Origin of the sequence: Pseudomonas sp. MWU12-2020 (assembly GCF_023100605.1) — a bacterium.
GTDB classification, from domain to species: domain Bacteria; phylum Pseudomonadota; class Gammaproteobacteria; order Pseudomonadales; family Pseudomonadaceae; genus Aquipseudomonas; species Aquipseudomonas fluorescens_H.
This window is the reverse complement of sequence record NZ_JALMEX010000001.1, coordinates 19,509-44,352: the sequence shown is the minus strand read 5'-3', so window position 1 is coordinate 44,352 and position 24,844 is coordinate 19,509. Positions and strand designations below refer to the sequence as shown.

The window sequence follows — 24,844 nt, the reverse complement described above, 5'->3', positions numbered from 1 at the left end:
AAGTTTCAGGACATCGCCCGGCGTTTGAGCAGCAGGGTCAATCCCAGCCCGATCACTGACAACAGCGCCGCACTGAAAAATATCCACGCATAGCCCAGATTCAACGCCACCGCACCCATCAACGGCCCGGCAATCGCCAGCGCCAGATCAAAGAACACCGCATAGGCCCCCAACCCCGAGCCACGGCTGGAACTGGGCACCTGCTTGATCGCCTCGACCCCCAGCGCCGGATACACCAGCGATAAACCGAACCCGGCGAGTCCCGCGCCGATCAAGGCAAACGCGGTAGACGGCGCCAGCCACAGCAGCACCAGCCCAACGGTTTCGATGCTCATGCAGGCAATGGCCGAATTGAAGCCGCCAAAACGGCTGATCGCCGAAATGAACAGCAGCCGCGACACGATGAAACACACGCCGAAGACCGTCAGGCAATACGCGGCGCCGCTCCAGCCACGGTTGAGGTAATAAAGAGTAATGAAGGTGGTCAGTGTGCCGTAACCGATGGACGCCAGGCTCAAGCTGGCCCCATACGGTGCAATCCGCCCGAAGACTGCCCAAAAAGGCAGCCGTTCGCCGCGCACCACTGGCACCGAAGGTTTATTGCGGATCAATACCAAAGCGCCCGCAGCCAATACCGAAAGGGCGATGCCCAGGCTGGCAAAGCCGTAGTCGGCGACCATGACCACGCCCAGTGGCGCGCCAATCGCAATCGCGCCGTAGGAGGCAATGCCGTTCCAGCCGATTGATCTTGCCGTGTGTTCGACCCCGACCTGGCCCATGCACCAACTGATGGTGCCGACCCCGATCAAGCCCTGTGCCACGCCGAGCAGCAGGCGCCCGACGATCAGAATCATCAGGCTCGGCAACGGAAAATCCTGCAACAGCGTCGAAATCAGCGTCAGTAGCCCGCTGAGGACAATCCCGCACAAGCCATAGACAATCGCCCGTTTGGTGCCCAGCGTATCCGACATGCGCCCGGCCATCGGCCGACTGAGCAGGGTGGCCAGATACTGCGAGCCGATCACCAGACCGGCAATGATCGCGCTGAAACCCAGTTGTTCATGCACATAACCGGGCAACACCGCGATTGGCAGGCCGATGCACAGGAAGGCGACAAAGGTGTAGAAAACGATGGAGACGATCTGCAGGGTGATCGTCAGGGAGCTTTGCGGAGGCTGTTGCTGCGCAGACATGTGAACTCGTTCGCGGGCGGCGGTGGGAGAGTCGGCATCATGGCTTGGCGTTGAAATAAAAGGAAGCAGGCTAACTATTTTTACTGGAGTCGGTGGTGTTTTTGAGGGCATCTTCGCGAGCAGGCTCGCTCCCACATTTGGAATGCGTTTCCCGTGGGAGCGAGCCTGCTCGCGAAGGGCTTCACAGCACAAAATCACTATCCCTTGAAATGCAAAAAGCCCTGTCACACCGACAGGGCTTTCGCTTGAAGCTTAGAGCTGTAGGCTCGTGGCTACCTTTAGAACACCACACCCTGACTACGCAGGTAGTCATCATAGGTGCCGCTGAAGTCGGTCACGCCATTCGGGCTCAACTCGATGATGCGCGTGGCCAGGGACGATACGAACTCACGGTCGTGGCTGACGAAAATCAGCGTGCCCGGGTAGTTTTCCAGCGCCAGGTTCAGCGCCTCGATCGATTCCATGTCCAGGTGGTTGGTCGGTTCGTCCATGATCAGCACGTTCGGCTTTTGCAGGATCAGCTTGCCGAACAGCATGCGACCTTGCTCACCACCGGAAATCACTTTGACCGACTTGAGGATCTCATCGTTGGAGAACAGCATGCGGCCCAAGGTACCGCGAATCATCTGCTCGCCCTGCGTCCACTGACCCATCCAGTCGAACAGCGTGACGTCGTCTTCAAAGTCGTGCGCGTGGTCCTGAGCGTAGTAGCCCAGTTCCGCGGCGTCGGTCCACTTGACGCTACCGGCATCCGGGGTCAGTTCGTTGACCAGGGTGCGCAGCAGGGTGGTCTTGCCGATGCCGTTCGGGCCGATGATCGCTACGCGCTCGCCCGCTTCAACCTGGAAGCTGAAGTCTTTGAACAGTGGCTTGCCGTCGAAACCTTTGGCCATCTTTTCGACCATGACGGCCTGACGGTGCAGCTTTTTGTTCTGCTCGAAGCGGATGAACGGGCTCACGCGGCTGGAAGGCTTGACCTCGGCCAGCTGGATCTTGTCGATCGCCTTGGCACGGGAAGTGGCCTGTTTGGCTTTCGAGGCGTTGGCCGAAAAGCGGCTGACGAACGATTGCAGCTCGGAAATCTGTGCTTTCTTCTTGGCGTTGTCCGACAGCAGTTGCTCGCGGGACTGGGTCGCCACGGTCATGTACTCGTCGTAGTTGCCCGGGAACAGGCGCAATTCGCCGTAATCCAGGTCAGCCATGTGGGTGCACACGCTGTTCAGGAAGTGACGGTCGTGAGAGATGATGATCATCAGGCTGTTACGCTGAGTCAGAACGTTTTCCAGCCAGCGAATGGTGTTGATGTCCAGGTGGTTGGTCGGTTCGTCGAGCAACAGCACTTCCGGATCGGAGAACAGCGCCTGAGCCAGCAATACGCGCAGTTTCCAGCCTGGCGAGACTTCGCTCATCGGGCCGAAATGCTGTTCCAGCGGAATACCCAGACCCAGCAACAGTTCACCCGCGCGGGATTCGGCGGTGTAGCCATCCATCTCGGCGAACTCGGTTTCCAGCTCGGCCACGGCCATGCCGTCTTCTTCCGACATTTCTGCCAGCGAGTAGATACGGTCGCGCTCGGCCTTGACCTTCCACAGCTCTTCGTGACCCATGATCACGGTGTCGATCACGGTGAATTCTTCGTAGGCGAACTGGTCCTGGCGCAATTTACCCAGGCGCACGTTCGGCTCGAGCATGACCTGACCGCCGGACGGGTCGAGGTCGCCACCGAGGATTTTCATGAAGGTCGACTTGCCGCAACCGTTGGCGCCGATCAGGCCGTAGCGGTTACCCGCGCCGAATTTGACCGAAACGTTTTCGAAGAGCGGCTTGGCGCCGAACTGCATCGTGATATTTGCTGTGGAGATCAATTACTTTACCTATCAATGGGTTGCGAGCCGCACATTTGGCGCTTGGGCCATTCCTGGGGCATTTTGGAGCTTTTCCATCTCGCCCCAGTCACCGCTGGAATTCAGCCAGCGGGCATAGGTCGAGAGCAGCATTTGGACGCTGTGTCCAAGCTGTTGGGCAATAAAGGCGGGATTCATGCCAGACATTATGCATATTGTCGCATAAGTATGACGGCAGTTGTACGGCGGCCGATAACGAACCTTCAGCCTTTCCAGTGCCGGCCCCCATTGTTTGTGCAGGTCCGAGGTCTGTCTGACGTGCTGGCTCATCTTGGAAGGGGGGAACACGTAGGGGAAATCCTTGATCGCCCCGGTGCCAGCCTTCCGGCGCTCCGCGTACTGCTCAGCAAACGCCAGAGCGTGCAATGCGCGATCATTGAGCAGCACATACCGATTTTTCTTCGTCTTGGTGCGCTCCTTGATCACGCCTTGGGCGATCGCGCGACAGACGTGAGCCTGGCGCTTCACCCTGTCCACGGCATCCCAGCGGAGGGCGATGATCTCCTGCGGCCTCATGCCAGTGAAGAAAGCGAACTCGAAGAAAGCCGCGTAAATCGAACTGGGCCAATGCTCAGTGCTGTATAGCTCCGCGATTATCTTGTTGGCCTCTTCCAGCGTGAACGGATCAGGCTCACCCTTCTTGCGCTTCGGCGCGTCCAATAGCTCGGCCGGGTTCTTCCCGATGAGCTCTTCTCGCACAGCATCATCCAGAATGGTGCTCAGTCGGACGATGGCGTTACGTTTCACGCCTGGCGATGACCACTCAATCTCCCCTACGATTTTTCGCAGCAGCATCGTGCTGATCGCCGTCAAGCGAGTGAGTGCCAGGTATGGCATCCAGTACAGGTTCAGCGCGCTTTTGTAGTTGAGGTGCGTGCCTTCCTCAATTTCCCTTCCGCTCAGCCAGGCCTGCGCATACTCCCCGAACAAAACCTCCTTGCCCCCGGACAATGCCGACCCGGGGAACAGTTCTGCGTATTTTGCTTCGTCGAGCAGGCCATGCTTGATCAGCCCGACTACTTGATCTCTAAGACTGGTGGCAGCCTTGATGCCCGCTTTCGTGGTGGGAAGCGCGAGTGTTTCGGATCGACGCTTACCGTCCCAACTAAAACGGATCCGGATGGTGTCGCCCCTGATTTCCAGCCCGGCGGGCAAACCCAAAGGCTTTCGAGCCATTCGTCGTATCTCCTGATGCTGTACATGATGTTGTGCCCGAACTTGTTCCATACCCCTTCGGGGATCTGGTTTCTGCTGCGTCGGGTCTGCAGGGCCTTCATGGTTGTACCGAGGCGTTCGGCCATTTGCTTTTCGGTGATTTTGTCGGGGTCTGGTGCTTTTAGAACTTGCAGCTCTCCAGGCATAGCGGTGTCCTCTGCCCGGGGCGGGCGTAATTGCTCCATGCCGCGCGTGGCGGCAGAAGGTGGTGATGGGTTATGCGCTTGCCTTGGCCAGGACTGCGTCGGCGACCGCCATTGCAGCTTGGGCGTCGTCCACGTAGGCGGGATCGAACCCGCCAGCGAGATGGATGGTTGCTTGGCAGGCGCGGAGGTTCTCGCGGGTGAGTTTCAGCGCCGCCACCAGCTCTTCGTGCAGTCCGCGCTCCTCGCGGCCTATACCCCAGAAGCGCTGGCCCCAGTGCTCGGCCGGCGGCGGGTTGTTGTTATGCGCGCCGAACGCCAGTGCACCGACTACAGAGTCCAGGAGGTCGCGCTTGTAGGCGTTGTCGCCGTCGATGCTCAGGCCCTGCCGGCGCAGCGCGTCGAGCGCGTTATTCAGATTCGCCTCGGGCGACGGCAGCACCAGGTCAAAGTCGGACTTGCCTGGCCGGCAGGCGATGACGAACATCTGGCAGTCGAGCGGCAGGTGCTGGGCGATATCCATGATCGCTTCGATAATGGCGTCGCGCAGGTGGTGTTTTTGATCGGCCATACGAATTCCTCGCCTGCCGTACACCGGCAGGCTGTTGAGTTGGGGGAGGGGTTACTGCTGGATGAGTTCGGCGGGGACGCTCACCGTGGCGCCGCGCTTGGCGAAGAGAACGGCGCGGAACACGGCGATGGTTCGGGTTTCGCCGGGCTGGCGGTTGAACGGATCGTTCGTCGCGTCGGCCAGCCACTGGTGCCGGTGGCCAACATCGACCCAGACGCCGTACTTCGTGATCAGTTGGTCGGCGTCGGGCAGGGCGAAGAGATCCAGCTGCCCCGCCACGGGCTGCTGCTTACCCTCGATCGCGTTGATTGCCCAGTCCAGCGCCGGGCCGTTCAGTTCCTCGGTGCGGACGCTGACCAGGCAGCTCATCGAGCAGCGCTCGATGTCTTCGGCGGCGATGGCGGAAATCCAAAGAACATCCGCCGCTTGCCTGTGTAGCCACACTCTTGGCATCCGGCGGCCGGGTGGGTGTTGTACCCATAACTGCAGCTTGAGCAGTCGCAGCTACAGCCTGAGCATTCCATTGTGCACTGCGCCTCCTGCTCGACTTCGTTGTCTCGGGTGATCAAGAAGTTGGAGCGCCGATCCAGACGAAAGCCGGTGATTTTCTCAGCCTCCTCATAAGTGGATGGCTCTCTGCGGAAACCCCATTTGGCTGATGGGTCGGCAACGATGCGAGTAACTGTTCTCATCGCCACGGCCCCCTGTAGATCAGGTAGGCCATGTAGAGCGGGGCGAAGATCATAGTAGGTGCGCTCCCGATTCAAGTAGGCCGTCGCGGTCTTGACGTAGCGCCTCATTCTCGGCGATCAGTGCCAGCACAGCCTCGGGCGAGCACTCTTTGAGAAACTGCTCATCACGGTGCAACAGGCCAGCATCCTCGATCATCCCAACCCATCCGTGCGAACGGATTACTTCGTCGCGGCAGCGCTCGGCGAGTTGTTTAAGTTTTGAATGGTCTGTCATGGCTGAACCCTCTTAAACTCAACGACCCAGCACCAGGGGTTGGCGTCCCAGTCGCCGCCGGTGGAGTTCCACAGACCCGCAAATGCTTTCGCTGCCGTGGTTTCAAGCGCCGTTTTCCCGTCATCAGGCCCGACCATGTATCCGGTGCAGATCGGCCAGCCGTCGTCAGGGCGAAAAGCTACGGCGCTGATTCCTTCTGCCATCGCTTGCACTTCGCTGATGTCCTGCAGCCGCTCGACGCGGACGTCGGTGATCTCCAGCAGGATGCGGCTGGCCCAGCGCGGCATGTGGATTGATGTCCGGCCTCGGCCCCGGGCGATCATGGAACATCCGGTTTGGCGTGTACTGTTGTCCGCCGGGTACCAGATTGGCTCGCCTTGGCTCAAATCTCGCGGCGCTACTGCGTCGACTTGGGCGTCCGCTGCCCATGCCTCGCGCACCCACAGTCGCTCGCCGCGACGGCCATACGGGCAAGGCGCGAACTCTTCCAGCTCTTTGGCGCACTCCGCTTCGGTCGCCCCGAAAACGCCGAAACCGTAGCGCGGGTCGCGCTGGGCAATTGCCATCCAGCGATGGCGCTCGCCGGCAGCAACTGAAGTGTCCTCAACCGGGATCTGGCAGCCTTTGACCGGCCGCCGCGTGACCGTCTTCCTGCCATCCAGAATGGCGCGCACCATCGGGGCCGAGAACAGGATCGGCCGTTCCTTTATTTCAGGCATGACTTCGTCCTTGCCGCTATAGCGGCTATCAAATTCAGATGAGGGAGAGGTATCGTTGCCGCCATTAAAAAATGGAGGTGGGAAGTGGTCGTTCACGGAGTCGAGTATCGGTTTTGCTGCGCTTCAAGCGTTGTTGAAGGACACGATGGCCTTGCGCTTGAATGCTGGAGAGGTAACAACGGGCTGTTATTTGAGATCTTTCGAAATGACGAGACACTCCGCTATGAAGTGACCCTTTTCGTAGAGAATGTACCGCTTGAATTGCTTGAATACGCCGTACCGATCGCCCGAGAACGCTTAGGGGATTTTGTTCCTTATCCCTGACAATTCGTCCTTGCCGCTATAGCGGCTGACTTTTAAGGGGGAAGGAGTTAGTGGTTACTGCGGGAGTTTGCCGAGGTGGTCTTCGAGGAACTGCTCGGTGAAGGGCTGAGGTGGATCGAGCGGCGCTTTCAAACCTCGTTCCAGCTCATCAATCCGCTGATCCGCTGCGTTCAGGCGCTGCTGCAGGGCGTCACGCTCAGCGGTGACCTGGTCGAAGTCGGAACCCAGTACATACCGCACGGATTCATGCCCGCATTCGCACGTATCCCACACATCGTCCTGGCACCATTCACGGCCGCTTGATTGACCCTGCTCCTGGCAGGCGGGGCCGAGGTAGATAACTTTGAGTTCGCTCACTTCGAATGTCCCTTTCAATTGTCAGTGCCCGTGTAGGTGCGCCAAGGCACCTTCACGCCGTTTACGAGGAATCCCCAGTCACCGCGCCACTTGCTGGTGATGAAGAGGGTGATGACGCCGCCGGGTGATACCTGGTCGATGCGGTGGTATTCGCCGTGGTTGAGGCGGGCGGTGTCGCCTTCGGAGCGTTTCAGCCACTCGCAGGCGTCCTTCATGAGCCACTCAACGATCCTTGGATCTGGATTCGGAACCATCGTCGACCTGACCGCTTTCTTCCACCAATCGCTCGCCGGTCGCTGCTCGTTGTACCAACCGCGCAGGATGATCGTCCGTGCGTTCCACGGGTGATCGTGCAGGTCTCGATCTTCGTCCGGCCGCAAGATGTGGTGAATGCGGAACGACCACGGGCACCACCACAGCGCCGCCTTGTGCGTCTCCCGGCTGTACGGGTTGAATAGCCACCAGCGGCCCATGTACATCTCGGTTCCGTCGGCGGACATGATGTGCTGGTACGGGGTGAGCTTGGCGCGGGCGATGAGCCAGTCGGCGATTGCGGGGCGCGCGAGTACCTTGGCGATGATTCGCCAGAAGAAGTTCAGCATGGATGGTGTCCTATGCCGGGGCATGCCCGGGCGGTGGAGGGTCGTGAGAGATCAGCTACAGTTCAGGCTTCAGCTGATAGGAGAGTTTTGATGATTGAGGAGTTCGAGAAAGGGGGAATCACGCTCTACGCCGGGCGCTGGCCTATCGCGCCGGCTGTAGGGCCTGTTCGACCTGATGGTTCGGTGTTAGACGAGAAAGGAGTGCTGCGCTTCCAAATTATCAATGATGAGTTGTATACGGCCAGCAGTCTTCTCGTCGGCACGATCCACTTATTTGACAAGGAATGGATTGTTACAGATGACAAAAACAATGTTCTGTACACGTTGCGGCGCGATATTGGGTCGTGATCTCACGCAGCCTTCATGAGGGCTTCGATGATCCGCTGACCAGCGAGCGGCGGAACCGCGTTGCCGGTCATGTGCATCGTCAGTTTGTGGTTGTCCGGGCGGAGCGTGTTCTTCGGAAACGACTGTGCGGCCATGGCCTCGTCAGCGCTGATCATCCGCATCATGTCGCCGTCGACGACTGCCCAGCGGTCCAGCGTGGTGATAGTGCCGATCGGGCGGTCAAGGCTGCGACCGGTGAGCCCTGAGCCTGAGCCGTAGTAAGGCATCACGAACCGATCGCCGAAGCGTTCGCGACCATTTTTCACGCGGGTCAGTGTCGACGCGGCGCGGCCTGGCTTGTTGATCGGCGACCACTTGCCGGCGTCGAAGTCGATAATGTCGCGAGCGGGTACGTGCTGATAGCGTGGCAGTTGCAGGTGCAACGGTGCCTTGCTGCGCGAGCAGACCATGAAAAGGCGTACTCGGTGTTGCGGGACGCCGAGATCGGCGCAGTCCACGATGTGCGGCGCCAGTGCGTACCCCAGCCGCTGCATCGCGTCAGCCCACGCCGGGTACAGAATCCAGTCCATGAACTCCGGTACGTTCTCGATCACCGCGAACTCCGGCCGGTTGACCTCGGCGTTCTGTACCGGCGCCCACGCTGTCGATCGCGAGTTGTCGTGCTGAGGGTTGCCGGCAGCCTTGCCGCGAGCCTTGGTGTGCCCTTGGCAGCAGGGAGAGGCGAGCATGACGTCGTGCTTCGGCACGTCCGCCCAGTTCGCCTGGTGCAGATCCTGACAGGCGTGGACGGTGTCTGGGTTGTTCCGCGTGTGCCATTCGACTGCCTCGGGCCAGTGGTTTGCTGCCCAGAGAACGTTTAGGCCGGCGTTGCGGCCGCCCTTTGTCCATCCGCCGAACCCGGCGAACAAGTCGATTGCTGATTGCATAGGGGGATCCTCGCCGGCTGGCGTGATTCGTAGAAGTGGGGTATTTGTGTTTGGCCCGGCATGGGGCCGGATCAAGGAGTGAAAATGAAGCGGCGCGAATATTTCAGAGAATGCAGCAGGCTTTCTGGCGTTGTTGCCGATAAAAACGAGGCTTTCGCCAATTTCGTTTCAGACCACCCAGACTTGACCGAAGAAGACTTCGAGGAGTTCGACGCTCATCAGGCAGAGCTGTCGATCGCCATGGGTGAATGGCAGCGCTTCTGCCAAGAAAACAGAGGTAACCTCACCGACTGATCTGCACCTATTCATCCATTCCTACGCGAAGTGCCTCGCGCTGATAAGCCAGCTTCAATTTCCGCGACACGTTTTCGGGTATCACGTATTCGTGTCGCGGAGGGGTGAGTAGGGGAAGGGCGCCGCCCGGGCCAAGGCCGTGCAGGTGGTGAATCATCAGCGTGATCGCCTCGCCCTGTTCCTCGATGCCGCTCCAGGCCATCAGCTCAGCAAGGGCTTGGCGCGTAGCGGGCAGGGTATGGAACCGAACCTCTACTTCGCCACGGCTCTTCCTCTTCGCCGCGGCTTTCTCTGACCGTTCCGCATTGCTCTTGGCCATGGCCTACCTCTTCAATTCCGCTGGCCGGCAAGTCCAGCCAGGTTTGTCGGCGGCGCGTGGCCGCCCGGTTGATGGTTCGTCTCACGCTGCAACCTTTACCTGATGCCAGGCGCCGGCGGCGTAGAACAGCTTCGCGGCTTGGGCTTCATCCATCGAAACTTCGTCCGGAATGGCGATCCAGCCTGATGCCACCAGATGGTTCGGGTTCGCGCTGTTGCGCAACTCCAGGTAGTAATGCTCGATGGCATCGGTCAGGCGCTCGACCTTGTAGATGCCCTCGGGCGAGATCTCAACCGACTTGATGTACTCGGCGCCGCGCTCGTCGCGGCACATGGCGCCGATGTAGATCGTCCAGCGGTAGGAGAAGTCGAATATCGCGTTGGCGATCGCCAGACTGCGGATCTGTTTGCAGCTCTTCCAGTTCGCCATGATCTGGCTTCCGCTGGGGTCGATATTTACCACCGCGACGTGGTTGGTGCGCAGTAGAGCTCGGCAGCTGCGTTCGGCCCGGGCGAAACCGTTGTTGGGTTTGCGTTTCGACTTCATAGCGAGTCCGCCATTTTGCGCAGAGCCTTGCGGTCGGCGGCCGATATCGGGTTCGGTCGCCGCTTGAGGACCGTTTCAGGGTCTACTTTGTTGGAGCGGGGCGGTGGCAGCGGATTGCGCGGCGGGTTTTTCAGTTGTTCGATCCGCCCGCCGGTGGCCAGGTACTGGGCGACCTGGTCATTGATGGATTCCGCATGCTGCCGCTGCTGCTCGATCAGGTTGACGTGGTTGCTGATCATGCTGGCCTCACTTGATCCGGATCGAGCTTTCGCCGCGCTCAAGGTGAGCCCAGATCGGTTCCGGTATCAGTTCATGTTCCGCGTCTTCGCCGGCTTCGATGCGCTTGCGCACCACGTCGTTGTGATCACGGATTTCCTTGAGCTTCGCAGCGATCGACTTTTTGTCAGGGGCGAACACAGTCTTCGTTTCGATGAAGTCATCAGGAATCTCGTCTTCCTTGTCGACGATCACCTTTTCAGGCGCCAGCGCCAGCGTGATTGTGAACAGCGGTCGCTTGATTGACTTGATCGCCGCGGCTTCCATGTTCCGGCGCAGGTAATCACTGATCTGGGAAACGCTGTTTTTCTTCACGCGTTTCAGTTCGTTGAGGCGCTCGACCTCTTTGTCGATGGCGTCGATATCGCTCTCGATGTTCCGACGCAGCATGACAATGTTGTCGGCCTTCACCTCGAACTCGCCTTGAATCTCGTCCATGGCGTGCTGCAGGGCCTCTTTCAGGCCCTCATCATCGGTGTCGGCCATTCCCTGAAGTTCGGCGAGCTTGCCGGTCAGTGCGTAAAGTTGAGTCATGCTGCATTCTCCCGCTCAGTGGCTTCGGTAATGCGCTTCCACTCCAGTGAAATGCGCTCGGCACCTCTGGTGTCCTTTCGAATAGTCAGCTTGCGTACGGCGACGTCGTGGATCTTCTTCAGTTCCTGGGCGGACTGGGCGCCAGCCATGGTGTCGATGACCGATTTGATGTAATCCAGCCGTTCCTGCTTCTGACGATCTTCTTCCGCTACCCGATCTTCTGCCTTGTTCAGTGCCACCTCATCCCGAACTGTTTCGACATATGCGGCGTCATCGAACAGCCCCATGTGGATGTCCGCGGCGAACCCGAGCGGCTGGAGGCATTTACCGATGGCATCTGTGAGCGACTTCTTTGCCGCCTCCCAGTCGGTGATGATCTTGCCTTGCTGCAGGAGAACGAACGGCGTGTGCCCGTAGTGCGTCACGGTGCATTTCTGGCCGCCTTCGCCCTGGTACCAAAGCTCAATTCTCACGGTGTGGACTTTCGCGTTGATGAGTGGCGCGGTCGGCCATTCCTTGGTCGGCGCTTGCAGCGGGCCGCCTTCGTCGAATCGCTCTTCAAGGATGGTCCAGCCCCAACCTTCACCGCATGGGCCGAACACTTCGGTGGCCTTGCGCATCAGGTAGGTGGGTTTGATGGCGGTGCCTTTGAAGCCACCCATGCCGGTGAAGTTCTTCGTGGCGCTCGGGTCGGTCGTGTCGACCTGATCCCAAATTCTGGTGTTGGACATGACTGTTCTCCGCGCCACCGGAAAGGGGCGCTGTGGAAGTGTTATTCGGTGGCTTTGGCGACAATCGCCCGGGTATCTCGAAGTAATTCGGCCTTCTCGCTTTCGTAGCGATCTGGATGCCACTGGCAATCGAGTGCCGACCAGCGCTTGGCAATGCTCAGAAGGTCGGGCGCGGCGGCGATCAGCTTGGCGTCAGCCTCTTCATAGACCCAGTCGACCACCTGCTCCTGATCGTCGTTGAAGTCGATTGCGAACGCGCGCTGCCCTGGCACGTTCGAATGCGAGACCTCTCGGACGGTCCATGGTGCTGGCGTATGCTCTTGTGCGGGCACGGGGAATCCTTGGCCGCGACATGCGCAGCGCTTGAAGTTGAAAGTCAGGAGGTGACGCGGTCGGCGAGGGCGCTGAGCAGCATCAGGAAGGTGAAAACGCCGAGGGAAGAGAACGCACCGCGCCAGATGATCAGGCGGCGCGCCCATTGGCGACTGGTCACTGGAACACCTTGTAGGTGGTCGACTGCGGCGGCTGGCATGTGCTGGAGGAATCGCGCGCCACGTTGTAGCTGGCCATCACGATCAGCAAGCCGCCGGCGAGAACCCAAAACATGATCTTCATGGCCGAGCCCTCACAGCGATGCGTCCGCCTTTCATGGTCACCGACAGACGCTGCGGGAGGTTGTCGACCAGATCCTCGCGCTTGCGGCCGATCACCTCATTGAAGGGCAGGCCGAAGCCGAGGATGGCGATCTTGCGCTCGATGTCTGCCAGTTGTTCATCAACCAGCGTTGTCACGATTGGCGTGGTCATGCTGCCAGCTCCTTGCGCTGCCGACTGATCTTCAGCAGGCGGGCGCTGTAGTGTTTGAATTCTTCTGCGGTGATGGCGTTGGCCGTGAAGTGCTGGATGATCAGCCCCTCGGCCAGGGTTTCGTCGATCTGGCGGGCGCCGGCGTGTTCAACAGCCTCCAAAGCCTTATCGATGGCGATGTGAGCGCTCATAGAGCGCTGTCCATGTCGTCCTCGGCTGCTTCGCGCTCAGCAGCAACTGCATCGGCGGCGTGAGGGCGGAGGAAGTTGGCGGCGATCGCCTCAAGCTGCGTGACCGGGCTGTTACTGCCCAACAGGTGCTTGGCGTGCGTCAGTGCCTCGGCCGGACTGCCAACCACGACGGCCAGCACCAGGTTGGCGAACGAGTCGCAATCATCCAGACCGTCGATCTGCCGCTGATTCAGGTGGTGCTGCAGGTGTTCGGCGTACTCCGCCGAGGTCACTTTCTGCACCGGGCCAAACCGGCGCTTCCATTCCACATCCGAGCCGCACACCAGTTGTTCGGCGGCGCTTTCCAGCCATTCCCGATGATCTTCTGGCTCGCTCACCGCCGGAGGCAACTGCGCGTCGTACATGGCCTGACAGAGTTTCAGTGCTGCGTTCATGCGACCTCCGGCCAATGGCGCTCAATGCTCTGTTTTGCGTAAATGGACAGCCGCTGGTAACTGTTCACGCCGCCGCAGCCAGGCATGGTTCCTTCCAGCTCGACACAGGCGCGAATGTCGCAGCGCCGCGAGCAGACCCAGCCCCCGTAGTGGCATTGGTGGACTTCACCTTTCGGTTCAGGGTGATAGGCGAGGCCGCCTTTCCACGATGGCGAGCCGCGCAGCTTCAGCCCGCAACCTCGGCAAACCGCTTGTGTGTCGGTGCAGTTGTGCATGACGACCTCCAGTGTTTGGGGTTAGGCAGAAACGGATGAATTCAACTTGTGGTGCCGAGCCATAGCTATCCAATAATCTCGGTTGGCCTTTGCCCGTTCGACCATTGAGTTGGGGCCGTGCTTCTTCCCGAACATCATTCGGTAGTTCTGGCTCCTGGCCCTGTCCACGCATTCGCGAACACTCATAGCTTTCTCCACTCGTTGATTGATCCAACAAAACTCGGATGCACTCGTTCGCTCCGCTGGTTGCCGTTGGGCGCGGAGGGGAGTGCATTCGGGATTGGTCGGGAAGAAGTGGGTGCCGGTCTTTCCCGGCTGTCACGGCGCTTGTGCCAGATCAAGGTAGCTCGCCAATACCAGGTTGGCGCTGACCCTGCGCAATGCGGGTTGAGCTATTCGCCGGTTGGTGCAGATGGCCGGAGCTGATCCCGGCATGACTATTAGCGGCCTTAGTGACACCGGAGTTTCACCGGGGCGAAGGTTTCAGCCGATTATTTTTGGACTCGCCGTGGCCATCTGGGCGCTTACTCACTCTACCGGCCACGATTCCCGCGATCCCTCAGGTCTTACACTTGCCCGTCAGCCCGGGCATTCATCTGCTTGTTGCGGTGATGCAGGTGGGCGGTTATAGGCCGCAGTTTCGTCCGCATCGGGGTGTGATCTAGCCGGTGCTGATCTCCGACTTATTAGTCTTGTTGCTCTAAAGACTTTTAAACGGCGTATTTTCAAGAGTTTCACGAGCAACCGGGGCTGCTGTAGCCGCTATCAGCGCATCAGCCTGCGCGTTCAGATCACACCCCAATGCGCTCTCATAGAGAGGATTGGGCAGTTAACGACAGGCTGTCGTGGCGCTGGCTGGTCAGTCGTAGATGCCGTAGCTGAACTCGTCCTCATCGCAATCGACGATGATTTTGGATTTACCGAAGTAAAGTGCGGCAACCATCTTTTCGAATGGAGAGCGGAATTTCAGGGTCTGGCTGATCTTCTCGTTGTCGATTTTGGCGGCGTATACAGATCCGACCTCATGCCCCTTTTCGTTTCGGTCCTTCCCGTAACGGTCGAAACTGATGTGGATCGCGTTGCCGAGCATGTGTTCACTGCGCTCGGAGCGTCGGGAGTAGGTCGAAGCTCCGTGATCCTTCGGTTCCTTGTCGAAGTAGATGTGCATGCCGCCGTAGTCGGATGGCTGGAAGCGAATGTCCGGAGCTTCCCAGTGCTCTTCGGCTGCCGACTCTTTGTGGTCTTCGACGAAGGCTTCCAGCAACTCCTGCAGGCTGATCACTTCCGGCATCGCATCTTTGTTCAGCACCTCGTCGATCTGTTTCTGCGCCAGGCGCACCATGTCGGCTTCGACGCCGCTGTTTTCCCACTTTTCCTTCAAAGCAGCAGCGATCATTGCGTTGTAGCGAGTCAGCTCAAAGATTTCGGTCAAATTAGCTGGCAGCGCGGCCTTGATTGCTTCTTCGACCTGCTTACCCATGTCGCCATAACGGCCGAAGCAGTTGTCGACCACGTTCGTGAACATCTTCTTGACGTGCTCGTCGATGATTTCGACTGGCTTGTCGCTGTTTGCAAAAGCAGTGACGCGCTCGGCGAGCAGCGCTTGAAGTGTTTGTTCGCTCATTTGATGCTCCGTGCTTGATCGGTTGATTTCCCGTCTGGCCCTGTCGCCAAGGCCAGCCAGTGAAATCGTCATGCTGCGAACAGCTCATGCTGCTGTGGCGCCGGCATCAAGTAGGCGACCAGCTGCTCGGTCGGCCACTCCGTGACGTCGGTCCAGTCGGGATAAATGACCTTGAACACCTTTGGGTGCAGCCATTGGCCCTGCTGCTTGTCCGGGCTGATGCAGAACTTGAAGCCTTCATCACGCAAGCTCATGCCGCCGCCTTGCAGTCAGCCGCTGTCATGCGCCGCCCATCGTCCAGCTCGACCACGCACACTCCGTTGGTATAGCCATGCTCTGCGTTGAGCCGATTCGCCTCGCGGATGCAGACGTCCAGATCTTCGTCGACGAATACCTGCAGCTCGCCGCGGAGAGTGATGCGAAGAACCTTGTTCATCGTGTTGCCCTCGGTTGTTTTCCCAATGCACCCGTCACCAGGTGCATCAGTGAAAAATTCCGTGTTGCTATCCGCCCCATGCGCGGCGCCGCGGTTTCCCCACCTGGCCGGCGTCACACATTTCGTGTTCGGTGCTCTTCGCCGGCTGGCTTGCATGGTTTGGCGTCCTCCCATATGGGGAGTCCGGCAGGTTCCAGAGCCTGCATGGGGATCGAAGTTTGTGTTTCGCGCTATGCCCGTTTCCGGGGATCGATCCGCGAAGATTCCTGACTGTTAAAGAGCGGCGGGTCTCTTGAGGCCCTGGCACCGTCTTGCGTTGGCGTTGAGGCAAATTTAGAAAACTTAACAAGATTGGTCAAGGCCTATTTTTAGAAAACTTAACAAAAGTTTAGAGAGGCTGATTTGCGGGCACAAAAAAGCCCGCCGATTGGCGGGCCTTGGGGGGGGGGCGGTGTTACGTCAGTTCGCGCCGCGTGAGTACATCGCCCACCAGAAGACGTGACCGAGGATCACGATCTGCTGCTCCTGGATCTGATCGAAGGTGTAATCCTCGTCGGGATGCTCGTCGCGATTGAAGCTGCGAAGCCTAAGACCGGTCGGGATTCGGTAGAGTTGCTTCACGCGCAGCTGTCCATTGTGATTGATGGCGTACATCTCGCCATCGACCACGTCGCGCAGAGTGTTCTTACCGATGTTGATGCCCACCGTGGCGCCGTCGCGTAGCACAGGCACCATGCTGTTTCCGCTGACAACCACGCACTTGGCGTTGCTGAACTGAACACCATTGTGGCGCAAGTCCTTCTTGAAGAAGCGCAGCCGAGAGGTATCGCTTTCTTCAATAGCAAATCTTCCCGAGCCTGCCGCCAACTCAACTTCTTGAAGGAAGGGGACGTAGACCTCGTCATCGTCGAGCGGGGTGTCGTCGTCCCACGTCTCGATCGTTCCGAGCGGTATCGACTTGTGCGCCTCGGGCGATCCAACACCATCAGATAGCCAATCCGGCGAACAGTCCAAGGCTTTGGCCAAGGCGAGCAGGTTCTTGCCCTTCGCCCCATTCGTACCAGCCAGCCAGAAAGAGACAGTCGTCCGAGAGACGCCAGTCATTTCGCTTATGTCAGTCGCTCGTAGGCCCTTGGCCTCCATTCGACTCTTCAATCGTTCGCTGAAATTCATATTTAGGATTCTAAACAAGCATCTGTTTAGATAACTTGCACTTTGCTGTTAACATTTCTAAACTCGCTCGCAGTGAAGTGGAGAAACCTTAAATGACCTATGACCAAGCCCTGCAATTCTTCGGCTCGCCCGGCGCGATCGGTGAAGCCCTGCGCGTCACCCGTAGCCGCGTCTCGCAGTGCCGATCTGCCGGTGGCTTCTCCTACCCAATGCAATGCGTGTTGGAGAAGGAGTCCGCCGGGAAGCTCACTGCGAGCCGTCACGACGACCCTGCCAGCTCGACCAAGCAAACAGCTGCATAACCAATTTCCACAGCCAGGAGCATCGAAGCATGTACATGGACCCCAATCAAAAGCGCGCCATCCCGGTGAAGGTTCGTTTCGAACCAGTGCTTGATCGGATTCTGCGTAAGGCCGCGACCAAAACCCGTATGCAGCACGCCACCTACCTCTACGAAATCATCGAGTGGGCAGTGGCCAATGGCGTGATCGAGGAACTGATGCAGGACAAACAAGAAGATATCGCGGGCTGAAGCCCCTTTGGAGGGCCAAATGACCGTAGAGCTGGAAAGGCTGCCTCCGCAAACGCGGAAAAGGGTGGAGGAGTTGATGCGCGCCAATGGCTGGAGTTTCAGCCATGCCGTCAACGCAATGATGGAAACCGCGATTGCATGCGGTGCGCTCTCAGAAGTGGGGCGAAAGAAAGCCAAGGTGCTGAAGTTGGTGCCCCCAATGAGGGCCTCTGGCAGGGACTCTTAAGGGTAATCCAGAGGGCCTCTGCCAAATTCGGGACGAAAAAAAGCCGGGATTGCAGCCCGGCTCTCTTAAAACGCGTTGTGGAGCAAATCATGCACCAATCAATCCAAACGATCAATACCCCGGCCGGTGTCGCGACACAATTTGGCAACGGTGGAAACGTGTCGCGTACCACTATGTCTTCTCGCGAGATTGCCGATCTGGTCGACTCGCGTCATGACAAGGTCAAACAATCCATCGAGCGCCTGGTAGAGCGCGGTGTAATCGTCCAACCCCCAATGGGGGATGAACAATTCCGCGACTCGCTTGGCCGCCCACGAACCGAATCTGTCTATCACGTCGGAAAGCGCGACAGCTTCGTTGTTGTGGCTCAGCTCAGTCCTGAATTCACCGCCGCGCTGGTGGACCGCTGGCAGGAGCTGGAAGGGCAGATCGCCCAGCCGCGCGAACTCTCTCGAATGGACCTCATTCAGCTCGCGTTCGAAGCTGAGCAGCAGCGCCTGCAACTGACAATCCAGGTCGAAGCTCAGGCCTCGAAAATCCACTCTATGGAGAACCTGTTCAAGGAGGGGATGACCCATACCCAATTCTGCAAGGGCCTCAATGGGGTCAACGTCATGCAGGTGGGAAAATTCCTCGAGGGCCGGAGCTGGCTCTACAACGAGAGCAAATCCGGCCTGCGCTTCCGTGTGGCGTCCTACGCCCGCGACAAGTACATGACCGAGCATCAGCACGAAGTAACTCCCCACGGCAAAGAGCCGTTCGTTTCCTTCACGCCAGTCCTGCTGAAGAAGGGCGCCGTGCGCCTGTACGACCTGTACCTGGCCGGCGAGCTGCCAATGAAGAAGACCTGGGACGGGCTGTTCACCCATGACAAAGCACTGAGGGCCGCGTAATGGCCGGGGACTGGATCAAAATGCGAATCGACCTTCAGACACATCCGAAAGTTTTCCGCATGGTGTCCGCATTGAAAGCGGACAGACTGCGGATCATTGGCGGACTGCACATTGCGTGGAGCATCTTCGACACTCATTCAGACGACGGCGTGCTGCACGGTTACAGCGTCGATGCGATGGACGCTGTGGTGGGCTGGCCAGGCTTTACCCAAGCCATGATCGAGGTGGAATGGGCGTCCGTGCAGGACGATGGAAGCCTTGTAATGCCTCGCTTTGACGAGCACAACGGCGCCAGTGCAAAGCGTCGCGCCAACGACAGCGAGCGCAAGCGTAACGACCGCAAAAACAACTCTGTCCGCAATGTGTCCGCAAGCGATGCGGACAAAACTCGGACCAGAGAAGAGAAGAGAAGAGAAGAGAAGAAAGAGCAAGATCAAAAGCAAGGTGCTGGCGCACCGGCGAAGGCTGGCAAGTTCGATCCGCTCACTGCAAAGCCTGAAAACGTGTCCGAGAAGGCATGGGCCGATTGGTGCCAGCACCGCAAGGAAATCCGCAAGCCACTGACCGCCAAGAGCTGCGAGCAGCAGGCCAAGGCTTTGCTGGGTCACGCCGCGCCGGATCAGGTGCTCGCCACTTCGATCTCCAACGGCTGGACCGGGATCTTCCCGGAGAAGCGTGCCAGCAACGTGCACCCGTTCCCGCAATCCCGTCACACCGGCTTCGCTGAACGCGATTACCAGGCCGGCCTGATCCAGCGGGAGGACGGCAGCTATGCGCTCTGAGCCAATCCAAACCACTCCAGAACTGCCGCCGGGCACCCGTATTCAGCCTGCTGAGTGCGAAACCCACGGCAACTACGACCAGAAGGTCTATGCGGTGCTGGGCCGAGAGCTGAAAAGCAATTGCCCGGAATGCAGCCGTATCGCCCGTGAGAAGTCCGAGGCTGCCGAGCAGGCCAACAAGGCGATGGAACTGCGCATGTCCCTCGCTCGCAAGCTGGGCGACGCGCTGATCCCGAAACGGTTCACCACTCGCACCCTGGGCAACTACCAGGCCGAGAACGAAGGCCAGCGCAAAGCCCTCCGGTACTGTCAGCACTACGTGCAAATCTTCGACGAGATCCTGAAGACCGGCCGCTGCATGGTGCTGATCGGGAAACCCGGCACCGGGAAAACGCACCTCGGCGCAGGCATGGCCAACGAACTGCTGCACAACACGTCGCGCACTGCGGTGTACCGCACTGTCGGCGCGATCCTGCAAGCGATCCGCTCGACCTACGACAAGCACAGCGAACGCACCGAGGCAGAGATCCTGTCGAGCCTGATCGACCCCGATCTGCTGGTGCTGGACGAGGTTGGAGTGAGCAAGGAGCAGCCGAGCGACTTCGAGCTGACGACCCTGTTCGCAATCATCAACGGCCGTTACGAGCAGGAGCGCCCGACGGTGGTGATCTCCAACCTCGACGCGCACCAACTGCCGGGCGCAATGGGCGAGCGCTGTGTAGACCGCCTGCGCGAGGGCGGAATGATCGTGGTCCCGTTCGAATGGGAATCTCAGCGCGGCAAGGAGGGTTTCTGATGCCCAGTCAAAAAAGTTGGGAGCCAGATTTCGCGGCTGAAAGTGCGAAGTTCCGGAAGGATTCCGCTGAGAAGGGGATGTGCCTCGACACGTACCCTGGTGGTGGCGGGTTTTACGTCGATCAGCGCACTCAGCACGCATGGGCTGAGTGGATTCGCCGGGTAGTAGCGGAGCAAATGGAAAACCAAAGGCTACAAAGCGCTGAAAGTGCACTCGACGAGTGGGTAGAAAAGACTGAGTGGGTACAGAAGACCTGCCACTGGTCAGAGCTGGGTAAGCACCGTGCTGACGTGCTGCGCGAACGCATCGAGCAACTTCAAGCCGGCTTCAAAAACTTCCACCGCAGCCTCTGCGAGCGCTTCGGCTACTTCCACGACGAGATCGACTGGCAGCGTGATCAGGTGTCGCTGGAAGAACACATCGCCACGCAGTTCAGCCATGTCAGCGCGGAGAACGCTGCGCTGCGTGGCCAGGTCGAGGCGCTGCAACGCGGAGCAGGGCAGCTGCAGGAAGAGAACGAGGCGCTGCGCCTTCGTTGCGATCGACTGGAAGAGGACAAGCAGTCCATGGCCGAAACCCACGTTCTCTACACCTGGCTGCGCAAGAAATGCGATCAGCCGAGCAATGATTTTGTGGCTGTGCAAATGAGCGTCGGCCTCGAATGGTTGCCTGTGCATGACCTCGATCTATGCCTGCGAGCCATGATCAACCGGGAGAAGCCATGAATCCGGAATACACGATCCGCGACCAGCGCGACGTAAACCGCTTGGCCGGCGTTCTGCACGCCATCGACCTGAGCAAGCCAAAAGTGGTGGTGATCCGCGACGAGAAGCGCCCGGACGTCTGCAACCGCAAAATGTGGGCAATGCTCAAGGACGTCTCCAACCAGGTGATCTGGTATGGAAAGAAGCTCAGCGACGAGGATTGGAAGTGCCTTTTCAGTGCCTCGCTGGAGAAGCAGCGCGCTGAGCCTGGCCTCGACGGTGGCTTCGTCGTGATGGCCGTATCGACCCGAAAGCAGTCCCAGAAATGGTTCAGCGATCTGTTCGAGCTGATGCATGCCTTCGGCGCCGAGCATGGTGTTCGCTGGACTGAGCAGGACAAGTGGGGAGGGCGGTACTGATGCGCGTAGCCATCAAGGAAAAGAAGGCGCCGAAGCCGAAGAAATGCCGCGTTGCCTCCTGCGGGGCCTCATTCGTCCCTCAGCGCTTAGGGCAGGCCGTGTGCAGCCCAGCCTGCGCGCTGACGGACGCGCCCCGGAATGAACAGAAGGCAAAGAAGGCGATCGCCCAGCGTGATCGCCGCGAGATCAAAGCCCGCAAAGAGAAACTGAAGACCAGAGCTGACCACCTGCGCGAAGCCCAGGCTGCGGTCAACGAGTACATCCGCCTGCGTGACGCGCACCTGCCGTGCATCAGCTGCGACTCGATGCCGAGCGACAGTGACCTGATCACCGGCAGCCGCTGGGACGCCGGCCATTACCGATCCGTCGGCGCCTGTCCGGAGCTTCGCTTCGAGCCGCTGAACATTCACCGGCAGTGCGTGAAGTGCAACCGCAACCTGTCCGGCAACGCGGTCGAGTACCGCATCCGGTTGGTGCAGCGCATCGGCGCCGACAAGGTGGCTTGGATCGAAGGGCCTCATCAGCCCCAGAAGCTTACCGTCGAAGAAATCAAAACCATCAAGGCCGAATACCGAGCCAAGACCCGCGAACTGAAGAGGGCTGTAGCATGATCTATCCAGGCGTTCTGAACGCAGTTGTCTCCGCCCTCGCGGCTGAGGCCATCGACAACACCAGCAAACAGGCATGGCAGAAGCTGTACAACTCTGCCGACGAAGAGGAGGGCGGCGATCTGGCGACACTGGTCCGTTCCCGTGGCGCCGACACCATCGACCGCACGCAGGTGGACTGCTGGGTGTCTGCCCGGCTGCACAGTGCGCTCGAGCCGAAGCACTGGGATGCGCTTGTGGCGAAGTACAGCACCCACAAGGGACGCAAGGTGCAAGCGATCTCAGCGTTGCAGACCCTCATCAACACCCCGGCCCCGAAGCTGTTTCTGTTCAAGGCGACCACTGCCTGGGCTATCCCGCAGCTGAAGGGGGCGCGGCCGAAGGTGGCCACGTCCGTATCCGTCGAGATCCCGCTCGATGCACCGGAGTGGCGTCGCGAAGCAGTGGTGAGGGCTGCGCTGGCGGCAGGCCAGGCCAAGGCGAAGAGAGATGAGTCCCGATCGGCCGACATGATCGTGCTGAAGGACAGCTTCTACGACATGAACACCTGGGACAACGACGGGACGCCGGAATCGACTCGACGTCGGTGGCGGCAGGATATCGGCAAGGCTGCTGACGTCTTGGTCGACGAGGCTCTGGCGCACGCTGCCGACATTCTGGAGGCGGAAGGTTTGCTGATTGAACAGGCTGCGTGATTGCCTGTTGACATCAGTGAGCGAATGAGCGAAATTAATCCCATCCTGTCATTCCTGCGTGTGTAGGACAGACAAACGAAACCCGGCCACCGCGCCGGGTTTTTTATTGCCTCGAATTCGACTCGCTGGGAGGTGCGCATGAAGCTGAAGGCCAAAGCCAATCTGCTGGAGCGCGCAAGAACAGCGTGGGAGACGGTCGCGCGACAGGTTGGTGAGACGGACTTCTCTCGCCATCCACAGACCGGTGAATACCTCCACCCTGGTGTCGCCATGGGTTGGCGCATCCACAAGAAGAATCTGTAGTTTCACCTGTAGCCAGGACAGCCCTAGGGAAGGCCTGGACGTCGATAGCCGGATAGTGTGACGTACGGAATCAACACCGGCAGCCCGCGCACCCTGACCTCAAACTTGCTTTCGGGGTGGCGCGAGACTGGATCAGCGAGATCGATGCAAAGGGGCGTCGACGCTGGGATAGTCTTTGGCAGACAGCTCGGAAAGACGAGCGCACCTATTCAGGGCCTCTGCATTCGCAGGGGCCTTTTCGTTTCTTCATGCCCACGGAGTCGAGCGCATGGATTTTTTGCACCGCCTGCTCGACAGATTGGATCTGCTGATCGCCGGCCTGTTCGGCGTCATCGTCGCCAGTTGGTGGCACAAGGACGATCTGACCGATTGGCGCGCCTGGCTGATCTTCCTCACCACTGGAGTGGCCTGCGCCCTATACCTGACCGGTATGGTCAGTGCGTACCTTGGCGTGACCGAGCCGAACATCGTTGCCGGTGTGGGCTTCCTGCTGGGAACCTTCGGCGGATCGCTGCTCGCAGCCATCAACCGAGCCATCAAAGACGCTGATCTCTGGGCGCTTATTCGCCAGCGGTTCGGGGGAGGCAATCCACCATGAGTCTTGAACTGATCAACTCCATTGCCTGCGGCTTGATTGCCTTGTGGGCGACCTGGTGTGTTCTGAGCGGTCGAGTGCGGGACGGCATCCTCGGCAAGCTGATCTATTCGGCGATCGCCATTAGCGGGTTTGTGGTGATGAGCCGCAACCAGAACATTTTCATCATCGGCCCAACCACTGCCGGGATCACGTTGCACGTCTCGCTGGCCCTTGCCGGTATGCGTCACATCTTCATGGTCATCTGGTGGCGGCGGGTGAAAGCCTGGCTTTGCCGGACGCTGAGTTGTGAACACTGCCTGCGTTGTGACAAGGCGCCGGGCGGGATCGAACGTCGATCCAAGTAAGTCGCGACACGTTTCGCGAATCAACAAATTGTGTCGCGACACTGGAGTGAACATGACCAGCGTAACTCGCCTGCGCCACGCGCTCCCGCTGAGCCAGGACATCAACAAGGCACTGATCGAACTGGATAGCGCGATCGCCAAGGCCGTCGATGCTGCCAAGGCTGCCGGCCTGCCTCAGGGCTTGATCGTCGCCGAGCTGCACGGGCACGCCCATGCACAGACCCACAACATGGTGAAGGCATGACTGCTGAAACTCACGACATCGCCGACCATCGCCCGCACCTGATGGTAGTAGCCAGTGACGGCGCCCATGTCATCCCGCGCGCGCTGATCCAGTCAGTGATCGACCGCAAGCAGCCATCTACCATCCTCACCGAGCCGGTAGTGCAGCGCATCATTGAAGAGTGGCTTCAGAAGGTCACCAGTCAGGATTCCCCATGACAACCAAGCAACCCGACTGGGAGGCGATCGAACGAGCCTACCGGGCCGGTTCGCTTTCCATCCGAACCATCGCTGAGCGCCACGGCGTGAGCGACACCGCGATCAGGAAGAAAGCCAAGGCCCTTGGATGGGCGAGAGACCTTTCTGACCAGGTGCGGAAAGAGGTTCGCAGCAAGCTGGTTCGCGGAGAGGTTCGCAATGACCAAGGCGCGAACTGCGAACTCGACGCCGAGATCATCGAAGAGGCCGCTGAGGAAGGCGCCCGGGTGGTTCGCAGTCACCGGCGAGACATTCGCAAAGCGACGATCCTTGCGAACCTGCTGATGGATGATCTGATGACCACCATCCAGCGCCGCGAAGAGATCGAGGAAGACATCGAGGCTGAGACCTCGGAAGACAACAACGGCATGCGCCGAGCCTCGATGCTCGCCGCCGTGGCGCTGCCCAGCAATTCCAAAACACTGTTCCAGCTTTCCTCTGCAATGAAGAACCTGCAGGTTCTGGAGCGTCAGGCATTTGGCCTGGACGAGAAGGAGAAGACGGACGACGCCGACGAACTCTCGAAGATGATGGACGAACTATCGAAGGACGCCTGA

43 protein-coding genes are annotated in these 24,844 nt (G+C 59.3%); 18 read left to right on the top strand and 25 right to left on the bottom strand.

Annotated features, from left to right (window positions below; all coding sequences use genetic code 11):
- Positions 1-5: 5 nt before the first annotated feature.
- The 9 genes from M0814_RS00320 to M0814_RS00280 all read right to left on the bottom strand — a co-directional run bounded on the left by M0814_RS00320 (position 6) and on the right by M0814_RS00280 (position 7,994).
- Positions 6-1,193, bottom strand: coding sequence for an MFS transporter (locus M0814_RS00320; RefSeq protein ID WP_103485114.1), 1,188 nt, complete (start codon positions 1,191-1,193; stop codon positions 6-8).
- Between the two features lie 278 nt (positions 1,194-1,471).
- Entirely contained in the window at positions 1,472-3,058 is a 1,587-nt protein-coding gene (locus M0814_RS00315) for an ABC-F family ATPase (protein ID WP_080593251.1), read from the bottom strand.
- 12 nt (positions 3,059-3,070) lie between these two features.
- Positions 3,071-4,273: a tyrosine-type recombinase/integrase gene (locus M0814_RS00310; RefSeq protein WP_103485113.1), complete on the bottom strand. Its 1,203-nt coding sequence runs from the start codon at positions 4,271-4,273 to the stop codon at positions 3,071-3,073.
- 255 nt (positions 4,274-4,528) lie between these two features.
- Entirely contained in the window at positions 4,529-5,026 is a 498-nt protein-coding gene (locus tag M0814_RS00305) for a hypothetical protein (protein WP_103485112.1), read from the bottom strand.
- Between the two features lie 51 nt (positions 5,027-5,077).
- Entirely contained in the window at positions 5,078-5,470 is a 393-nt protein-coding gene (locus M0814_RS00300; RefSeq protein ID WP_247868447.1) for a hypothetical protein, read from the bottom strand.
- A gap of 297 nt (positions 5,471-5,767) precedes the next feature.
- Entirely contained in the window at positions 5,768-5,992 is a 225-nt protein-coding gene (locus M0814_RS00295; RefSeq protein WP_103486585.1) for a hypothetical protein, read from the bottom strand.
- Positions 5,989-6,711, bottom strand: a complete 723-nt coding sequence (locus M0814_RS00290; protein ID WP_112997832.1) for a hypothetical protein — start codon at positions 6,709-6,711, stop codon at positions 5,989-5,991. The genes M0814_RS00295 and M0814_RS00290 overlap by 4 nt, the downstream gene beginning before the upstream one ends.
- Before the next feature lie 378 nt (positions 6,712-7,089).
- On the bottom strand, positions 7,090-7,392 hold the full coding sequence (locus tag M0814_RS00285) for a hypothetical protein (RefSeq protein ID WP_146774711.1): 303 nt from the start codon (positions 7,390-7,392) through the stop codon (positions 7,090-7,092).
- Between the two features lie 14 nt (positions 7,393-7,406).
- Entirely contained in the window at positions 7,407-7,994 is a 588-nt protein-coding gene (locus tag M0814_RS00280) for a hypothetical protein (RefSeq protein WP_103484829.1), read from the bottom strand.
- Between the two features lie 90 nt (positions 7,995-8,084).
- Here M0814_RS00280 and M0814_RS00275 point away from each other — a divergent pair, with 90 nt between their 5' ends.
- Positions 8,085-8,342: a hypothetical protein gene (locus M0814_RS00275; protein WP_103484830.1), complete on the top strand. Its 258-nt coding sequence runs from the start codon at positions 8,085-8,087 to the stop codon at positions 8,340-8,342.
- A 2-nt stretch (positions 8,343-8,344) separates the two neighbouring features.
- Here the strand turns inward: M0814_RS00275 and M0814_RS00270 are convergent, their stop codons facing one another.
- Entirely contained in the window at positions 8,345-9,268 is a 924-nt protein-coding gene (locus M0814_RS00270; RefSeq protein ID WP_112997833.1) for a DNA cytosine methyltransferase, read from the bottom strand.
- A gap of 84 nt (positions 9,269-9,352) precedes the next feature.
- Between M0814_RS00270 and M0814_RS00265 the strand changes: the two genes are divergently transcribed.
- On the top strand, positions 9,353-9,562 hold the full coding sequence (locus M0814_RS00265) for a hypothetical protein (RefSeq protein ID WP_103486280.1): 210 nt from the start codon (positions 9,353-9,355) through the stop codon (positions 9,560-9,562).
- Between the two features lie 7 nt (positions 9,563-9,569).
- Here M0814_RS00265 and M0814_RS00260 read toward each other — a convergent pair whose 3' ends face one another.
- The 15 genes from M0814_RS00260 to M0814_RS00195 form a co-directional block, all read right to left on the bottom strand.
- A complete protein-coding gene (locus M0814_RS00260; RefSeq protein WP_103486281.1) occupies positions 9,570-9,881 on the bottom strand; it encodes a hypothetical protein in 312 nt (103 codons plus the stop codon).
- An 81-nt stretch (positions 9,882-9,962) separates the two neighbouring features.
- Positions 9,963-10,427: a hypothetical protein gene (locus tag M0814_RS00255; protein ID WP_112997834.1), complete on the bottom strand. Its 465-nt coding sequence runs from the start codon at positions 10,425-10,427 to the stop codon at positions 9,963-9,965.
- Complete coding sequence (locus M0814_RS00250; RefSeq protein ID WP_103486646.1) at positions 10,424-10,666, bottom strand: hypothetical protein; 243 nt, start codon at positions 10,664-10,666, stop codon at positions 10,424-10,426. Before M0814_RS00250 ends, M0814_RS00255 begins: the two co-directional genes overlap by 4 nt.
- 7 nt (positions 10,667-10,673) lie before the next feature.
- Positions 10,674-11,237, bottom strand: coding sequence for a siphovirus Gp157 family protein (locus tag M0814_RS00245; protein WP_103486235.1), 564 nt, complete (start codon positions 11,235-11,237; stop codon positions 10,674-10,676).
- Positions 11,234-11,968: a hypothetical protein gene (locus M0814_RS00240; protein WP_103486234.1), complete on the bottom strand. Its 735-nt coding sequence runs from the start codon at positions 11,966-11,968 to the stop codon at positions 11,234-11,236. The genes M0814_RS00245 and M0814_RS00240 overlap by 4 nt, the downstream gene beginning before the upstream one ends.
- A gap of 41 nt (positions 11,969-12,009) precedes the next feature.
- A complete protein-coding gene (locus M0814_RS00235; protein WP_146774712.1) occupies positions 12,010-12,300 on the bottom strand; it encodes a hypothetical protein in 291 nt (96 codons plus the stop codon).
- Between the two features lie 157 nt (positions 12,301-12,457).
- The gene (locus M0814_RS29065) at positions 12,458-12,583 is read right to left on the bottom strand and encodes a hypothetical protein (RefSeq protein ID WP_256616944.1); all 126 of its coding nucleotides are present in this window, start codon (positions 12,581-12,583) and stop codon (positions 12,458-12,460) included.
- Complete coding sequence (locus M0814_RS00230; RefSeq protein ID WP_103486236.1) at positions 12,580-12,774, bottom strand: hypothetical protein; 195 nt, start codon at positions 12,772-12,774, stop codon at positions 12,580-12,582. Before M0814_RS00230 ends, M0814_RS29065 begins: the two co-directional genes overlap by 4 nt.
- Positions 12,771-12,965, bottom strand: coding sequence for a hypothetical protein (locus M0814_RS00225; RefSeq protein WP_112997835.1), 195 nt, complete (start codon positions 12,963-12,965; stop codon positions 12,771-12,773). The genes M0814_RS00230 and M0814_RS00225 overlap by 4 nt, the downstream gene beginning before the upstream one ends.
- Positions 12,962-13,399 carry a hypothetical protein gene (locus tag M0814_RS00220; RefSeq protein ID WP_112997836.1) on the bottom strand — a complete coding sequence of 146 codons (438 nt, stop codon included), beginning with the start codon at positions 13,397-13,399 and terminating at the stop codon, positions 12,962-12,964. The genes M0814_RS00225 and M0814_RS00220 overlap by 4 nt, the downstream gene beginning before the upstream one ends.
- Positions 13,396-13,674 (bottom strand): hypothetical protein, encoded by a 279-nt coding sequence (locus tag M0814_RS00215; RefSeq protein WP_103486590.1) that lies wholly within the window; start codon positions 13,672-13,674, stop codon positions 13,396-13,398. The genes M0814_RS00220 and M0814_RS00215 overlap by 4 nt, the downstream gene beginning before the upstream one ends.
- Before the next feature lie 859 nt (positions 13,675-14,533).
- Positions 14,534-15,298, bottom strand: a complete 765-nt coding sequence (locus tag M0814_RS00210) for a hypothetical protein (protein WP_103486588.1) — start codon at positions 15,296-15,298, stop codon at positions 14,534-14,536.
- Between the two features lie 68 nt (positions 15,299-15,366).
- Positions 15,367-15,552 carry a hypothetical protein gene (locus M0814_RS00205; protein WP_103486587.1) on the bottom strand — a complete coding sequence of 62 codons (186 nt, stop codon included), beginning with the start codon at positions 15,550-15,552 and terminating at the stop codon, positions 15,367-15,369.
- On the bottom strand, positions 15,549-15,734 hold the full coding sequence (locus tag M0814_RS00200; protein WP_103486589.1) for a hypothetical protein: 186 nt from the start codon (positions 15,732-15,734) through the stop codon (positions 15,549-15,551). The genes M0814_RS00205 and M0814_RS00200 overlap by 4 nt, the downstream gene beginning before the upstream one ends.
- A gap of 459 nt (positions 15,735-16,193) precedes the next feature.
- Positions 16,194-16,907, bottom strand: coding sequence for a helix-turn-helix transcriptional regulator (locus tag M0814_RS00195; RefSeq protein WP_103486679.1), 714 nt, complete (start codon positions 16,905-16,907; stop codon positions 16,194-16,196).
- 92 nt (positions 16,908-16,999) lie between these two features.
- Here M0814_RS00195 and M0814_RS00190 point away from each other — a divergent pair, with 92 nt between their 5' ends.
- From M0814_RS00190 to M0814_RS00115, 16 genes are all read left to right on the top strand, one after another.
- On the top strand, positions 17,000-17,209 hold the full coding sequence (locus M0814_RS00190; protein ID WP_044463860.1) for a hypothetical protein: 210 nt from the start codon (positions 17,000-17,002) through the stop codon (positions 17,207-17,209).
- Between the two features lie 35 nt (positions 17,210-17,244).
- Positions 17,245-17,439: a hypothetical protein gene (locus tag M0814_RS00185; protein ID WP_237143817.1), complete on the top strand. Its 195-nt coding sequence runs from the start codon at positions 17,245-17,247 to the stop codon at positions 17,437-17,439.
- 19 nt (positions 17,440-17,458) lie between these two features.
- Positions 17,459-17,665 carry a hypothetical protein gene (locus M0814_RS00180; protein WP_103486678.1) on the top strand — a complete coding sequence of 69 codons (207 nt, stop codon included), beginning with the start codon at positions 17,459-17,461 and terminating at the stop codon, positions 17,663-17,665.
- 173 nt (positions 17,666-17,838) lie between these two features.
- A complete protein-coding gene (locus M0814_RS00175) occupies positions 17,839-18,558 on the top strand; it encodes a Rha family transcriptional regulator (RefSeq protein WP_112997844.1) in 720 nt (239 codons plus the stop codon).
- Entirely contained in the window at positions 18,558-19,340 is a 783-nt protein-coding gene (locus M0814_RS00170) for a DNA replication domain protein (RefSeq protein WP_112997837.1), read from the top strand. The genes M0814_RS00175 and M0814_RS00170 overlap by 1 nt, the downstream gene beginning before the upstream one ends.
- Entirely contained in the window at positions 19,330-20,136 is an 807-nt protein-coding gene (locus M0814_RS00165) for an ATP-binding protein (RefSeq protein ID WP_112997838.1), read from the top strand. Before M0814_RS00170 ends, M0814_RS00165 begins: the two co-directional genes overlap by 11 nt.
- Complete coding sequence (locus M0814_RS00160) at positions 20,136-20,861, top strand: hypothetical protein (protein WP_103486674.1); 726 nt, start codon at positions 20,136-20,138, stop codon at positions 20,859-20,861. Before M0814_RS00165 ends, M0814_RS00160 begins: the two co-directional genes overlap by 1 nt.
- Entirely contained in the window at positions 20,858-21,259 is a 402-nt protein-coding gene (locus M0814_RS00155; RefSeq protein ID WP_103486675.1) for a recombination protein NinB, read from the top strand. Before M0814_RS00160 ends, M0814_RS00155 begins: the two co-directional genes overlap by 4 nt.
- Entirely contained in the window at positions 21,259-21,870 is a 612-nt protein-coding gene (locus M0814_RS00150; protein ID WP_112997839.1) for a recombination protein NinG, read from the top strand. The genes M0814_RS00155 and M0814_RS00150 overlap by 1 nt, the downstream gene beginning before the upstream one ends.
- Entirely contained in the window at positions 21,867-22,562 is a 696-nt protein-coding gene (locus M0814_RS00145) for a hypothetical protein (protein WP_112997840.1), read from the top strand. Before M0814_RS00150 ends, M0814_RS00145 begins: the two co-directional genes overlap by 4 nt.
- A 138-nt stretch (positions 22,563-22,700) precedes the next feature.
- Complete coding sequence (locus M0814_RS00140) at positions 22,701-22,865, top strand: hypothetical protein (RefSeq protein WP_158547276.1); 165 nt, start codon at positions 22,701-22,703, stop codon at positions 22,863-22,865.
- 268 nt (positions 22,866-23,133) lie between these two features.
- Positions 23,134-23,463, top strand: a complete 330-nt coding sequence (locus M0814_RS00135; protein WP_112997841.1) for an MFS transporter — start codon at positions 23,134-23,136, stop codon at positions 23,461-23,463.
- Positions 23,460-23,807 (top strand): hypothetical protein, encoded by a 348-nt coding sequence (locus M0814_RS00130; RefSeq protein WP_112997842.1) that lies wholly within the window; start codon positions 23,460-23,462, stop codon positions 23,805-23,807. Before M0814_RS00135 ends, M0814_RS00130 begins: the two co-directional genes overlap by 4 nt.
- A gap of 52 nt (positions 23,808-23,859) precedes the next feature.
- Positions 23,860-24,051 carry a hypothetical protein gene (locus M0814_RS00125; RefSeq protein ID WP_103484259.1) on the top strand — a complete coding sequence of 64 codons (192 nt, stop codon included), beginning with the start codon at positions 23,860-23,862 and terminating at the stop codon, positions 24,049-24,051.
- Positions 24,048-24,248, top strand: coding sequence for a hypothetical protein (locus tag M0814_RS00120; RefSeq protein WP_103484258.1), 201 nt, complete (start codon positions 24,048-24,050; stop codon positions 24,246-24,248). Before M0814_RS00125 ends, M0814_RS00120 begins: the two co-directional genes overlap by 4 nt.
- Positions 24,245-24,844 carry a hypothetical protein gene (locus M0814_RS00115; protein WP_103484257.1) on the top strand — a complete coding sequence of 200 codons (600 nt, stop codon included), beginning with the start codon at positions 24,245-24,247 and terminating at the stop codon, positions 24,842-24,844. The genes M0814_RS00120 and M0814_RS00115 overlap by 4 nt, the downstream gene beginning before the upstream one ends.